At 54.5% G+C, this 13,964-nt stretch carries 12 protein-coding genes; 6 read left to right on the plus strand and 6 right to left on the minus strand.

All coding sequences use genetic code 11. The annotated features are described in order from the left end of the window. Positions 1-94: 94 nt before the first annotated feature. From NM686_RS04835 to NM686_RS04860, 6 genes are all read right to left on the minus strand, one after another. A complete protein-coding gene (locus NM686_RS04835; RefSeq protein WP_255186752.1) occupies positions 95-1,735 on the minus strand; it encodes a methyl-accepting chemotaxis protein in 1,641 nt (546 codons plus the stop codon). A gap of 12 nt (positions 1,736-1,747) precedes the next feature. Beyond that, a complete protein-coding gene (locus tag NM686_RS04840; RefSeq protein WP_255186753.1) occupies positions 1,748-2,539 on the minus strand; it encodes a hypothetical protein in 792 nt (263 codons plus the stop codon). Between the two features lie 121 nt (positions 2,540-2,660). Beyond that, entirely contained in the window at positions 2,661-3,308 is a 648-nt protein-coding gene (locus tag NM686_RS04845; protein WP_255186754.1) for a c-type cytochrome, read from the minus strand. Positions 3,309-3,310: 2 nt separating this feature from the next. Next, positions 3,311-4,930, minus strand: coding sequence for a b(o/a)3-type cytochrome-c oxidase subunit 1 (locus NM686_RS04850; protein ID WP_255186755.1), 1,620 nt, complete (start codon positions 4,928-4,930; stop codon positions 3,311-3,313). Beyond that, positions 4,923-5,447, minus strand: coding sequence for a cupredoxin domain-containing protein (locus NM686_RS04855; protein WP_255186756.1), 525 nt, complete (start codon positions 5,445-5,447; stop codon positions 4,923-4,925). Before NM686_RS04855 ends, NM686_RS04850 begins: the two co-directional genes overlap by 8 nt. Positions 5,448-5,456: 9 nt before the next feature. Then, entirely contained in the window at positions 5,457-5,609 is a 153-nt protein-coding gene (locus NM686_RS04860; RefSeq protein ID WP_255186757.1) for a hypothetical protein, read from the minus strand. Between the two features lie 757 nt (positions 5,610-6,366). Here NM686_RS04860 and NM686_RS04865 point away from each other — a divergent pair. The 6 genes from NM686_RS04865 (at position 6,367) to rsfS (ending at position 13,943) form a co-directional block, all read left to right on the plus strand. Further along, on the plus strand, positions 6,367-8,316 hold the full coding sequence (locus NM686_RS04865) for a CHASE domain-containing protein (protein WP_255186758.1): 1,950 nt from the start codon (positions 6,367-6,369) through the stop codon (positions 8,314-8,316). 221 nt (positions 8,317-8,537) lie between these two features. Next, positions 8,538-10,073, plus strand: coding sequence for a sensor histidine kinase (locus NM686_RS04870; protein WP_255186759.1), 1,536 nt, complete (start codon positions 8,538-8,540; stop codon positions 10,071-10,073). Between the two features lie 10 nt (positions 10,074-10,083). Beyond that, the gene (locus NM686_RS04875) at positions 10,084-11,649 is read left to right on the plus strand and encodes an HD domain-containing phosphohydrolase (protein ID WP_255186760.1); all 1,566 of its coding nucleotides are present in this window, start codon (positions 10,084-10,086) and stop codon (positions 11,647-11,649) included. Positions 11,650-11,713: 64 nt separating this feature from the next. Further along, entirely contained in the window at positions 11,714-12,970 is a 1,257-nt protein-coding gene (locus NM686_RS04880; RefSeq protein WP_255186761.1) for a glutamate-5-semialdehyde dehydrogenase, read from the plus strand. After that, on the plus strand, positions 12,970-13,596 hold the full coding sequence (nadD, locus tag NM686_RS04885; RefSeq protein WP_255186762.1) for a nicotinate-nucleotide adenylyltransferase: 627 nt from the start codon (positions 12,970-12,972) through the stop codon (positions 13,594-13,596). The genes NM686_RS04880 and nadD overlap by 1 nt, the downstream gene beginning before the upstream one ends. 8 nt (positions 13,597-13,604) lie before the next feature. Next, complete coding sequence (rsfS, locus tag NM686_RS04890) at positions 13,605-13,943, plus strand: ribosome silencing factor (protein WP_255186763.1); 339 nt, start codon at positions 13,605-13,607, stop codon at positions 13,941-13,943. Positions 13,944-13,964 lie beyond the last annotated feature (21 nt).

Here is a 13,964-nt window from a genome sequence, read left to right on the forward strand (position 1 = left end):
AACGGTTTGAAACTTTTCGTGATTTTCGTGTGTTTCGTGGATCAAATGATTTTTCTAGGTGAAAAATTATCAGTGAGTTATTCACGTTGTTTCCCTAGCGTTTGAACTGATCGACCAATTTGTTCAAGCGGTCGGCCAGTTTGACCAGTTCGCGACTGGCGGCATTGGTTTGTTCGGCATCCTGTGCCGTCCGGTCGGTGAGGTTGCTGATGTTTGCGACGCTGCGACTGACATGTTGCGCGACCTGATTCTGGTTGTCCGCTGTTTCGGCCATTTGCGCATTCAACTGGCGAATGTGGGCAACGCGTTCGGCGATGAGGTTAAGCCCTTCGTCGGCGCTTTGTACTTGCGAGCGGCGTTGTTCCGCGCTGTATTTGGCGTTATCCATCACGGCCACCGCATCTTTTGCTTCACGTTGCAATTGATCGATGATGTTTTCGATTTCTTCGGTTGCCTGATGCGAACGGGTGGCCAGTGTTCTGACCTCGTCGGCAACGACCGCGAAGCCGCGACCCTGTTCTCCGGCGCGGGCGGCCTCGATGGCTGCATTCAGCGCCAGTAAGTTCGTTTGTTCGGCCAGTCCTTTGATAACGTCCAATACCGAGCCTACACCCTTGCTTTTTTCGTCCAGACGCCTGATGACCTCCGCCGCGCGTTCGATTTCGGAAACCAGTTCATAAATGCCGTCGATGGCATTTTTGGTGGTGGTGGCTCCGCTACTGGCTTGCCGGTCCGCTTCGATCGATGCTTGCGCGGCGCTGCCGGCGGCGCCGCGTACGTCGCGAACCGAAGACTCGAGTTGGTTGATCGCTTGCAGTACCGATTCGGTTTCATGATGTTGCTGTCTGGCCGCAGCGGTCGTTTGGTTCGCGACAGTGGAAATTTTCGCGGTGGCGTTGCTCAGATCCACACTGGTCTGGGAAACCTGATTCAGGCTATCGGCAAAGCTGCTCAGCATCGAGTTGAACGACCTGCATAGCTGTCCGATTTCATCATTGGAATGTGTCGCCAAGCGCAGGCGCAAATCGGCATTTTGACTGATCAGATTCATCGTATTACGAATTTCGCCGAGCGGAGTGACGACGATTTTTCGCATTAGGCCAGTAATCAGCAGCATGGCCAGAACGAATAAACCGATGGCGATTCCGCTAGCAATGGCAAGATCACGACTGATGTGGGCATGCAGATTGTTTAAGGAATACGAAAGGCGGACGGCACCCAGTACCGTGCCTTCCGCCACCGCATGGCAGGATAGACAATTGGTGCCCTTGAAGTTGCCGCTGGCGATGATGGGTTGCCAGATGGTAATGATGCTGCCTTGAGCGGTACTCGTCGTCGACGTAACCGCCTCGCCGGCTAGTGCCTTATGGTCCAAATTGTCGAGTGGCTGTTGCTCGCTGCCGCCTGGGCCGAAGAAGTCACTGATGGCTTTGGCCCTGATCAGTCGGACATCGGTGACATTCTCGTGCGACCGGATTTTGTCCCGTAGCGGACCGCTTTGTTGCATCGAGCCACTCAGCATCATGGCATTCAGGCCGTCGAAATAACTATTGGCCATGTCGATGGCTTTATCGGTGGCCAAGGATTCGATCATTTGTTTTTGTCGATTGGCCATGAACAGCATGCTGACGGACATCAGCAGCAGAAATACGCTGGCAATGCTGAGCAGGATTTTGGTTTGGATCGATGATGTGTTGCCCATGAAGGTGCCTGAATGGTGTGGTAGCTTTGTCACGAATTATGCCTGTCAATCCCGCAAGAGTGCGTTGCGGCGATCGGATTGTTTGCGTATGCCGCCCAATATCCACATTTGATACATGGATACGGTCCACATGAATGCGAACGAAATGCCCAAGCCAACGCCGGCGATGATGACCAGCCAGGCGAAATGGGGATTCAGTTTGGTTAGCCACCAGGAGGCAATGTCAACCAGCAAAAACAGATAGGGCATCACGATGGCCGGGTATTTGTATTTGCAGGGTACGTCGGTGGAAAAGCTGAAAATGATGCCGACGAACATGAAGATGAAGCTGATACCGAACAAATGGATGTGCGATAAGCGGGTCAAGGATTGAAAAGTCGCGCCTTCGCTCGATTCCGAGACCTTTTTCAGATTCTCGAATCTGGAAAAATCGGGCAGTGAACCGGCAGCGGCGTTGTGGCAGCTTACGCAGTGGTTATCGACGATGGTTTTGATGCTGGCGTTGTATGCCGGTTCGGAAGCACCATCTCTGACCCATTGTATGATTTTGAAGCGTTCCTGTTCCGGTGCGTTGAATTTCATCGAGCCGTTCAGTTTCGATTCCAGCACCGAGCCCGAGCGGTCGCCGTAATAACTGTAGACGATGTCGTCCAGTGACAAGCCGAATTTGCCGTCGGCCATGCCGTGAGTGAATAGGATCTGTATCAGGGCCATTAAATAGCCCGCGGCGATCGTGACCAGATAGCCGCTGAACAGCAGCTTGATGCAAGTGCCGAAACTGATCAGGTTAAAGCCTTTGTAGGCATATTTGACGGGGATGTTGGATTCTTCGGACATGGTCTATCCACTATTGATTTCGCTGGCTTACCGGCAGGCGGAATTATCTCGGTGTAATCGCAAAAAATTGACAAAAGGCAGTCGTTGTCCGCGCGTACACGGGCAACGACTGCCCGACAGCTTAGTTTTTGATGTTCTGGTAATAAAAGCCCAGTTCATCGATTTCCTGATCGGTCAGGCTTTCGGCAATCAAGCGCATCCTGCTATAGATATCATTACGCCGGGTCCCGTTCTTGAAGGTTTTCAACGTGTAGGAAATATAGGCTGCATTCTGCCCGGAGAGGGCTGGAATATCCATCGCCTGGCCCTTGCCGTCTTTACCGTGGCAGACTTCGCACGGCGGCAGCGTGCGTTCACGGTTGCCGTTTTTGACCAGATTTTCCGCCTGTTCATAGTTCATCAGGCTAGCGGATTGAAAAACCGCAGGCTGAGAGCCGAACCAGGCCGCCAGGTCGGCCGCCTCTTGTTCGCTCAAGCCTTGAGCGACAGGGCCCATCATCGGGTCCGCGCGATTGCCGTTTTTATAATCCTGCAGCTGCTTGTACAGATAGGTCGGTAACTGGCCCGCCAGCGATGGATAAGTCGGCGATGGACTGATGCCCTTGTCGCCGTGGCAGCCGGCGCAGGCTTTGGCGAGCTCCTGGCCTTTGCTTGGATTGCCGTTTTTGACGAAATTCAGTTGTTCCGGTGTCCACGCCACTTGCGACGAAGGCTGAGCGAATACCGAAGCTGGCAGGGTCAGCAGGATACCAATAATGAGTTTTTTCATGATCAGACCCCCCATCTGCCTGAACCAAAGGTGTCCATAAAGAAAAATTGCAGTATAGGATAGCCGAAGGCCACCAGCATGAAGCCGGCAATCACGATATTCCACAGCTTGAAGCTGTTCAAATACTCCGGCAGATCGGTCACTGCATGTATCGGCTCGGCGTATTCGACTTCGCCCTGGTAGGTTTCGCCGCTAGTCTGGGTCTTGTACAGGTTGTAGATCAATAGGCCCGATGAATACAGCAAGATCAGGCCGCCGAAGATCATCGTGCCTTCATAAGGCTCCCAGGACAAAGTCAACAAGTTGTTGTAATTGACGCTGTCGATGCGGCGCGGCTGGCCCAGCAACCCCAAGATGTGCCACGGCGTGGTCAGGATGATCATGCCGATGAACCAGGTCCACATCTGGGTGATGGCCATGGATTTGCAATACAACGGCTTGCCGCTCAGGATCGGCCAGAAATAGTAGGCGATCGCGAAATACATGATGATGGTGGTGCCGCCGAAGATCAGGTGAAAGTGGCCCGAAACCCAGGCAGTGTTATGCACCATCGCGTTCATCGCATAGCTGGCGTTGACCAGGCCGCCGAAGCCGCCCAGGATTAGCATCAACAGCCCCAGGATGATGGCCAATACCATCGGGTTGGTCCAGGGCAGGGCGGCGATCCAGCCGAACAAGCCCTTGCCGCCGTTCAAGCGGCCGGCGATTTCCAGGGAGGCGATCACGGTAAAGCCGGTGATGAAGGTCGGCAGCGTGACGATGAAGGTGCCGATGCCGTGCAGTATCTTCCAGCCGTGGCCTTGTTGCGGATCCATGTATAAATGATGAAAACCAATAGGCAAACTGAACACGATCAACAAAATGAACGCGGCCCGCGCCATTTCGTCGCTGAACAAGAAGCCGCCGGCTTGTTTCGGCACCAGGCAGTAAAACGCCGTGTAAGCCGGAATCAGCCAGAAATAGACGATGGGGTGCAGAGTCCAGGCGAACAAGGTGCGCGCCAAGCCGTCGTCTATGGTATCAACCCATCCCAGAGCCCACGGAATCAACTGAAACAGCACCTCGGCGGCGACGCCGGCGCTGGTCCACAGCCACAGGATGGCGTTGCCGGTGGTGGCGAACATCGCCAACGGCACGGGTTGGCCGGGATTGGCCTGTTTCCATTGCATGAACATGATGATCATCGACGCGCACCAGAACCAGGAGCCGACCACCAGCAAGGTCGCGCCGAGGTAAAACGCGGGATGCGCCTGCATCGGCGGATAAAAGGTGTACAGTACCGATGCCTCGCCACTCAACAGCGGCACGGCCGCCATGATCACGCCAATCAGCGCAACACCGAATCCAGCCCAGGCGAAAGACTTATTCCAGACCGGCATTTTCAGGGTGCTGCTGGCGACGTAGTAGCCAAAACCCATGATGAAAAAGGTCGTCAGCACGAATGCCATCAATACCCCGTGGGTGCTGACCGAGGCGTAATAAACTTCCCGCGACTCCAGAAAGCCGAAGAAGCCGCTACGCTCGATTACTTGATACAAGCCCATCACGGCTGCCAGCGCGAACGCGCCGAACGCTACCCAGAAATGGTAGAGCGCCAATTTTTTTTCTGCTGCGTTATCCATGATTCGCCTCCCCCTGTTTGTTCATGTCCTGCCATTGTGCTTTGCTGACGATGTTGACCTTGCTCCACATGTGAGCATGGCCCATGCCGCAATATTCGTTGCACAGCATCGGGTATTCGCCGGTGTGGTGCAATTCGGTGTGGATTTCAGCGACATAGCCGGGCACGATCATCGTGCTCATGTTGGTCATCGGCATATGCACGCCGTGAATCACGTCCAAACTGACCCAGCGGAAGGTGATCGGCGTTTCGGCGGGCAGGGTCAGGGTTTTGGGATAGAAACCATAGCGTCCGGCTACCATGCGCACGGTCACGCTGCTGTCCGCGTTGATTTTGGCGCCCAGCTTGTCCTCGGCGAATTCCTCGGACAAATGCAGGCGGGCCGAGTCTATGGTCTCGACGTTACTCGGCGCGTGGATGCCGTGGAACAACGCAGAACCTAAGATAAGTACCACAAAAAGGCCGGCGATCCCGAGGGAGATGCCGGCCCATTTTTTTTCCAGTTGATCGATATGCATGGCTGCCTCCTAACCGATATGGCCACGAGGCAGAAATACCCCGTAATACATCATCAGCCAGGCGATCACCATACCGCCGCCGACGATCAGCAGCAAGGCCCAGGTGCCGACTGGCGAGCTTTGCAGAATTTTTTGTCGTTCTTCTTCTGTGAGGTTGTTCATAATGCTTCCTTCTTGTATGTGGATTGAGGAATCAGAGCGCGCAACACCAGGCTGGAATCGCAAGAATTCTGCCGCTCTTGTCGGCGACTCGGCCATGGATTGCTAAGTTGCATCATACATGCAACAATCCAGTTATCCAATTAAAACTGTTAATGTTTTTAAGTGTTTGTGGCTGCTTGTTATTCCGTCTTATTAAGCATTGTTTCGCCTTGATCGGCGTAGTTTGGGCGTTTTAACGCGTTTTTCCGGATTGATGCCGAGGCAGGGCGGCAAAAGCGATGAGTGGAAGATAAGGTAGGGATGCGGTCGGGAATCTCGACCGGGTCAAATTAGCGGTCGTTCTTATGGCGTTCGGAGTTTGTTCCCACGCACCCGGAAAGAATGTCGTAAAAGGTAAGGAATGTGTGAGAAATAAGCTCGACAATGGTAGGAGCGAATTCATTCGCACTGTGCGGATAAATCCGCACCTAAACCGAATACTTGCATAGATTATTTCATGTCCATTCCTAAAACAATTCCTTCGTTCACGACGAGAGGGGATGTTACGACGCGCAGGAACACTTGGAAAAAAGCTAAAGCTTTTTTACTCCAAAATCACACTGTGGGGGGGCGATTGCTTCAGCTATTGTCCTGAGTATAAATCTTCCCGGTTTGTTCGGTTTGACCCGGTAGAGGTAACTTTCATTTTTCGGGGGAATTTCGCATTTTTATGAGCGTTAGTCTGTAACATTCAAGCGTCCGGCCATCAGGAGAATCGATGATGCCAATTTCAGCGAGTACCGCAGCGAAAAAATATTGCCGACTGCAAGCGTTGGGAGGGGCTTATTTGGGCTTGTTCGCCGGATTGCTGATTACATTTGGCGTATGGCGGTGGTCGGAACATAACTTTGCGCTTAATGAGCAAGCCTACTTCGATTTTCGAGTAGGGCAATTGTTGGCGAGTATCGACAATCGTCTGGAAGCCTATCGGCAAGTGTTATACGGTACGCGCGGCCTGTTCGCGGCCTCTAGTGTCGTGGCTCGCGCGGAGTTTCAGGAATATATCAACGCCTTGCATCTGGAGCAACGCTATCCGGGGATTCAGGGCGTCGGTTTTTCGCTGATTGTGCCCAAGGACAAAAAGGACGTCCATATCAAGGAAATCCGGCGGCAGGGGTTCGCGGATTATCGAATTTATCCCGATCAGGACAGGGAGATTTATACCTCCATTATTTATCTGGAACCCTTTAGCGGACGCAATTTGAGGGCGTTTGGCTATGACATGTTCACGGAACCGGTGCGGCGGCGGGCCATGGAATATGCCTGCAAACATAATCAAATCGGCATGTCGGGCAAAGTCACGTTAGTGCAAGAAACCGATAGCGACGTACAGGCCGGATTTTTGCTGTATTTGCCGGTCTATCGGAACAATCAACCGCACGATAGCGTGGACGAACGCAAGGCCAGCGTCATCGGTTGGGTGTATGCGCCGTTTCGCATCAAGGATTTCATGAGCGGCGTCGGTGACGAGCGACGGGGCGACTTGAATTTGAGTATCTATGATGGCGAGACTTTGTCGGCGGACAGCTTGATGTACAGCGATCAGCCGCAACTCACTACCGATCAGGCTATCGTCACGACCCGCACCTTGCGAACGGGGGGGCAAGTATGGACTTTAGTGATACGCAGCGAACCAGGGTTTGGAAACTGGCTCAATCATGACCAGTCGTTGACGATTTTGATTAGCGGCATGGCGTTGAGTGTGATGCTGGCCTTTTTGATTCGCGAATTCATTACCCGGGGACAGGCGCTGGCATTTGCGGCCGCCACCAACCGGGAGTTGCAGGAAAGCGAGGCGCGCTTTCGGTTGATGGCGGATTCCGCGCCGGTACTGATCTGGATGACCGATGCCGCCGAGTCCGTCGTCTGGCTGAATAAGCATTGGCTTGATTTTACCGGGCGAGAGCTGTCCCAGGAATTGGGCCGGGGCTGGCTGGAATCGGTATATCCCTCGCATCTCGATCTGGTGGTCAAGCTGCTGGGTTGGCATTTTCAGTTGCGCAAGCCCTTCAGTGTCGAGTACCGACTCCGCCGGCATGATGGTGAATATCGATGGATCGTCAATAGCGGCGTGCCTCGTTTTGATGAAAAAGGTGAATTTGTTGGCTTCATAGGTTCTTGTATCGACATTACTTCGCACAAGGAAATGGAGGAAGAGCTCTGGGAGCTGGCGACCACCGATGGTTTGACCGGTTTTCTGAACAGGCGTCATTTTTTGGTGCGCCTGCAAGAAGAATTTAACCGCATGCAGCGCAACGATGACTTGCATTCCTCGGTATTGATGCTGGATCTCGATCATTTCAAACGCATCAATGACAGCTACGGTCATGCCACGGGCGATGCCATGCTGAAGCATTTTGCCGAAATCATTCGCGGTCAACAGCGCAAAATCGATGTGGTTGGGCGCTTGGGCGGTGAAGAATTCGCGATCATCCTGCCGGATACCGATATTTACGAGGCTCGGGTGTTTGCCGAGCGTTTGCGCAACGTGGTAGCGAGCAAGCCGCTGTGGCAGCAAGATACCATGATTGAGATCACGGTTTCTATTGGCATCGCCCTGTTAAACTATGCCAGCTTGAGTCCCGATAGTGTGTTGGGCGCGGCCGATCGCGCGCTTTATCGAGCCAAGGCGGACGGGCGCAACCGGGTGGCGTTGGCAGGGAAGTAAAGCCTGTCGGCCGGTTTTTCTGGCGGCCAGTGATTTTTCCGCAAAGGCTTCCCGAGTTCGGGGCGCGGCAATGCACCGTCCGGCATGCCGCCAAGCTTTCGGGGCAATATCCCGAATTCACCGGCTCTCCATCGTATCTAGTAGCCAATCAGACAGTGGAAATGGCTGCTGCCCGCTTTATTTTTAGCCCTGGTAATCAAGCGTTCCCCCCGAATCGAAACATGAAAAAACAACCTGCCATCGATCAACGCTTGCGCCGGCGCTTGCTGCCTTTTTTGTTGTTCGTCATCACGCTTTTGCTGGGAGCGTTGCTTTGGAACCGGATCGAAGGCGTGCGCAAGCAAAATTTCGAGGTGGCCACCGAAGGTGCGCGCAACATTTTCCATATCATCGTGCTGACACGGCAATGGAATGCCGAACACGGTGGGGTGTATGCCTTCGAATCGGATAAAACCACCGCCAACAGCTATCTCGATCATCCTGAACGCGAACTGGAGTTGAAGGACAAGCGCAAGCTGGTGCTGTTGAATCCGGCTTATATGGCAAGGCAAATCGCCGAGCTGGCGGAAAAAGACCCGAGGCTGCATTTACGTTTGCATATTACCAGTTTGCGCCCCATCCGCCCCGAAAACACGCCCGATGCCTGGGAAGCGCTGGCTCTGGGGCAATTCGAACAGGGTTTGCAAGAGATTGCCAGTGTCGAGCAGATGGAAGGGCGGCGCTATCTTCGTTACATGGCGCCACTGCAGGTGACCGAGGCTTGCATGAAATGTCATGCCAAACAGGGGTATCGCTTGGGCGATATACGCGGCGGTATCAGCGTGAGCCTGCAGTTTGCCGGTATTGAGGCAACCATCCGCAAGGAAATCCTGGCGACAGTCATCAATCATGCGGTTTCCTACGGCTTGTTGCTGATTATCACTTGGGGCTTGGTCGAATTGCTCGCCAGACGCTGGCGGGCGCTGGATGACAGCATCGAAACCCTACAAGAGACGCGAAACGAATTGGTCGAGAACGAGAAAATGGCCTCGCTCGGTCGCCTGGTGGCTGGCTTTGCGCATGAAATCAATACGCCGGTTGGGGTTGCCGTCGGCGCCATCAGCCACGGCGATGACACCATCCTCAAATTGCAAGCCTTGCTGAGCAAGGACGAGGTGACCGAGCAGGAATTGGCGGAGGAACTGGATTATCTGCAACAGAGTCATGCCTTGGCGCTTTCGAATTTGCGCCGCGCCGCCGAGTTGGTGCAGCGTTTCAAGCGCACGTCGATTGATCGCGGCTCCGCGCAAAAGCGCGAATACCAGTTGGCGGAATTGATCCGCGATGTGTTGATGACGCTACAGAATGTGTTGAAACATGCATCCGTCGAGGTTGAGGTGCATTGCACCGAACGGCTCAAGCTTTATGGCACGCCAGGATTATTGGAGCAGGTATTGACCAATTTGATCACCAACAGCGTCAGTCACGGCTTCGATGACGGCGCGCGCCCTGGGCGAATCGTCATCAAGGCCTGGCAAGCCGATGGGCGGTTGATGATCGACTATCGCGACAATGGTGTCGGCATGAGCGAGGAAGTAAGGCAAAGGGCTTTCGAACCTTTTTTTACCACGCGCAGGGGGACCGGCGGATCGGGTTTGGGACTTTATGTAACGTATAATATTGTTTCGCAGCAACTCGGTGGTAGCATTCAGATTATTTCCGTACCCAAAACAGGGGTTTGTTTTTACATCGAATGCCCTATCGAGAGAACACCTTAGTCAAGAATTCATGAAAATTATTCGAAATACGGGCGTGGTTACATCGGTTGACCCAAAGCCTAACGTTCCGCAAAGCCTCTCGCCAGAGTCGCGCTATTGCTGGAAAATTCTGATCGTCGATGACGAGCCCGATGTGCGTAAGTTGACGAGACTGAGTTTGCGCGACGTTAGCTTTGCCGATCGCACCTTGCAATTTCTCGAAGCCGGTTCCAGGGCCGAGGCCATTTCGGTGCTGGAAGGGCATCCCGATGTTGCCGTAGCCTTGGTCGATGTGGTGATGGAAAGCGAGGACGCCGGCCTGAAACTGGTCGAACATATTCGCCAACAATTGGGCAATGCGCTGATGCGTATCGTGATTCGCACCGGGCAGCCGGGCGTGGCGCCGGAACGCTATGTGATCGATCACTATGACATCGACGATTACAAGGATAAAACCGAACTCACCGCCTCCCGGCTTTACATGACGGTGCGCCTGGCCTTGAAAGCCTATCGCGATTTGCAGACCATCGATTTCAACCGCCTCGGGCTGGAGCGTATGCTGCAAGCGGCGCCCGAACTTTATCATCTGAATGACGCCCCGTTGTCGCAGTTTTTCAACGGCATGTTGACGCAGGTCATTGGCTTGTGCCGGCTGTCCGGCTCCAGTCATATGGGGTCGCTGGAAGGCGTCATTGCGGCGAAGGAGCAAAATGAATGGAAGGTTTGCGCATGCACCGACAGATTCGTCAAAAGCGCGCGCTTCAGTGAGATTCATCAACAATGCGTCAATAGCGTAATTCACGGCACGTTGCCCAGAGGTTTGCGTACCAATGCGGAAGTACTGCCGCTGACGATTTCCGGTGAGCCGGTGGGTTATATTTATATCGAGCCCATCGAAGGATTGTCGGACATCGACCGCAAGCTGATACAGATATTTGCCAGGCAGTGCTCCCAGGCCCTGGAAAACCACCGCTTGCACCAGTGCATATTGTCCTCGTTCGAGAGTGCTATCGATATGCTCGCGGAAATCGCCGAATACAAGGACAAGGCCACCGGGAGTCATGTCAACCGCCTTGATCAATATACCCGCGCAATCGCCATGGCCATGGGTGTCGATGAGGCCGAAGCGCGCCGTTACGGCAAAGCCAGCCGCTTGCATGACGTCGGCAAGGTCGGGGTGCCGGATCATATCTTGTCCAAGCCGGGCAAATTGACCGATGAGGAGTTCGAAATCATCAAGAAACATACTACCTTGGGTGCCAATATCCTTGGCCACGACGCGGCCTTCGAACTGGCGCGGCAAATCGCGTTGAGTCATCATGAGCGCTGGGACGGCAGCGGCTATCCCGAAGGCATACCGGCAAGGGAATTGCCGCTGGCCACTCGCATCGTCTCGGTGGCGGATGTCTTCGATGCGATGATCAGCTGGCGGCCTTACAAGCAGCCGTGGACGATTCGCGAGGCCAGGGATGTCATCGCCACCGGCGCCGGTACCCAGTTCGATCCCGATGTCGTGCGCGCGTTTTTACAGGTACTGGATAGCGGCGGATTCGACGACGTCATATCGCAGGCCGGTGAAATCGAGGAACCAATCTGATCCGCTTCGCGCCAGGGCGATCTTGCTATAATGGCGAATTTCATCATTCATCGGGTCGTACAAGATGGACGTCAAACACTACATGCAGCAACTGGGGCAACAAGCCCGGCAGGCCGGACGCGAGATCAGCAAGGCGGATAGCGGACGCAAGAATTTGGCATTATTGAAAATTGCCGAGGCGCTTTCCGCGAGTAGTGCCGAACTGGCCCGCGAAAATCAAAAAGATTTGCAGGCAGGCAAGGACAATGGACTGGATGCCGCGTCGCTGGATCGTCTTGAACTGACGCCGTCCCGCATCGAGGCCATGGTCGAGGGCTTGAATCAAGTCGCGGCCTTGCCGGATCCAGTCGGTGAAATCAGTCAGTTGAGCTATCGCCCCAGCGGCATTCAAGTGGGGCAGATGCGCGTACCCTTGGGCGTGATCGGCATCATTTACGAATCCAGACCCAATGTCACGATAGACGCGGCGGCCCTGTGTCTGAAAGCCGGCAACGCCTGTATCTTGCGCGGCGGTTCCGAATCGATTCATTCCAACCGCGCGATTGCCCAATGCATAGGCAAAGGTCTGGCCGAAGCCGGTTTGCCCCTGGCCGCGGTGCAAGTCGTCGAAACTACCGACCGGGCGGCCGTGGGCGAATTGATCACGATGAAGGACTATGTCGATGTGATCGTGCCGCGCGGCGGCAAGAGCCTGATCGAACGCATCAGCGCCGAAGCCACGATTCCGGTGATCAAGCATCTGGACGGCATCTGCCACGTCTATATCGACGGCAAGGCAGACATTGACAAGGCCGTGGCCATAGCGATGAACGCCAAGACTCACCGTTACGGGGTCTGCAATGCGATGGAAACCTTGTTGGTCGCCGAAAGCATCGCCGGGCAGGTGTTGCCGATTCTGGCGGAAAAATACGCCGAAAAAGGCGTGGAATTGCGCGGTTGCCTGAGAACCTGTTCCCTGGTCAAAAAAGCCGTGCGCGCGACTGAAGCAGATTGGCATACCGAATATCTGGCGCCGATTTTGTCGATCAAGATCGTCGCCGACATCGACGAGGCGATTGCGCATATCAACCAATACAGCTCCGCGCATACCGAAGCCATCGTCACCGAGGATTACACCCTGGCGCGCCGTTTTCTGCGCGAAGTCGATTCCAGCTCGGTGATGGTGAATGCCTCGACCCGCTTCGCCGACGGTTTCGAATACGGTTTGGGGGCCGAAATCGGCATCAGTACCGACAAGCTGCACGCGCGCGGCCCGGTCGGTTTGGAAGGTTTGACCTCGTTGAAATACATCGTGCTGGGCGACGGTCATATCCGGCAATAATGATCGGTGTTTACGGCGGCACCTTCAATCCGGTGCATTACGGTCATTTGCGCACGGCGCTGGAAGTCAAGGAGCTATTCGACCTGCAACAGCTGAGGTTGATACCATGCCGCCTGCCGCCGCATCGGCAACAGCCGGATGTCGATGGCGAAATGCGTCTGGGGATGCTGGAACTGGCCATCGCCGAAACACCAGGGGTGCAAACGGACCGGCGCGAGCTGGATCGCCAGGGCGCCTCTTACATGGTCGATACCTTGCAATCGTTACGCGCGGAAAATCCCGATGCCGGTCTGATATTGTTCATCGGTGTCGATGCCTTCGCCGGCCTGGAGTCCTGGCATCGATGGCGGCATTTGTTCGATTATGCCCATGTCGTCGTGATGACGCGTCCGGCTTGCGAGATGCCGGAGCTGTCCGAATTCTTGCGGCAACGCCTGACTGAAGACCGTGGCAGGCTGCATCAACGGACGGCGGGTTGTTTGTTTTTTCAAGCCGTTACCGCGCTGGACATTTCCGCGACCGCGATACGCGAGCTGATTAAAGCCGGTCGCAATCCGCAATTTTTACTGCCGGATGCCGTCATTGCCTATATCCGGCGGCATCATCTTTATCTTTCCTCGAATTAGGACATTGAATGCAATCAGAAGAATTATTGAAATTGGTCGAGAGCGTCCTCGACGATCGCAAGGCTCATCAAATCAAGGTACTGGACGTACGCAAAAAGAGCAGCTTTACCGACTACATGGTGGTGGCAACGGCTACGTCGGCGCGTCATGCGCAAGCGTTGTGCGAATACGTCGTTGAAAAGGTCAAGGAAAACGGCCTGCAGCCGATGGGTGTCGAAGGTCAACCGGGGTCGGATTGGGTGCTGCTGGACCTGGGTGATGTTGTCGTGCATGTGATGACCGGTCAGGCTCGCGAGTTTTATCAGTTGGAAAAGCTGTGGTCGGTGTCCGGCGATAAAGAGCAATAGCTTTTGTTTGCATGTTTCTTG

Source organism: Methylomonas rapida (assembly GCF_024360925.2).
In the GTDB taxonomy this organism is placed as follows: Bacteria; Pseudomonadota; Gammaproteobacteria; order Methylococcales; family Methylomonadaceae; genus Methylomonas; species Methylomonas rapida.

Coding starts and splice junctions, on each gene's coding strand:
- NM686_RS04855 (WP_255186756.1), bottom strand. CDS start 5,447: ATGCATATCGATCAACTGGAAAAAAAATGGGCCGGCATCTCCCTCGGG.
- NM686_RS04840 (WP_255186753.1), bottom strand. CDS start 2,539: ATGTCCGAAGAATCCAACATCCCCGTCAAATATGCCTACAAAGGCTTT.
- NM686_RS04860 (WP_255186757.1), bottom strand. CDS start 5,609: ATGAACAACCTCACAGAAGAAGAACGACAAAAAATTCTGCAAAGCTCG.
- NM686_RS04850 (WP_255186755.1), bottom strand. CDS start 4,930: ATGGATAACGCAGCAGAAAAAAAATTGGCGCTCTACCATTTCTGGGTA.
- NM686_RS04870 (WP_255186759.1), top strand. CDS start 8,538: ATGAAAAAACAACCTGCCATCGATCAACGCTTGCGCCGGCGCTTGCTG.
- NM686_RS04880 (WP_255186761.1), top strand. CDS start 11,714: ATGGACGTCAAACACTACATGCAGCAACTGGGGCAACAAGCCCGGCAG.
- rsfS (WP_255186763.1), top strand. CDS start 13,605: ATGCAATCAGAAGAATTATTGAAATTGGTCGAGAGCGTCCTCGACGAT.
- NM686_RS04875 (WP_255186760.1), top strand. CDS start 10,084: ATGAAAATTATTCGAAATACGGGCGTGGTTACATCGGTTGACCCAAAG.
- nadD (WP_255186762.1), top strand. CDS start 12,970: ATGATCGGTGTTTACGGCGGCACCTTCAATCCGGTGCATTACGGTCAT.
- NM686_RS04845 (WP_255186754.1), bottom strand. CDS start 3,308: ATGAAAAAACTCATTATTGGTATCCTGCTGACCCTGCCAGCTTCGGTA.
- NM686_RS04865 (WP_255186758.1), top strand. CDS start 6,367: ATGATGCCAATTTCAGCGAGTACCGCAGCGAAAAAATATTGCCGACTG.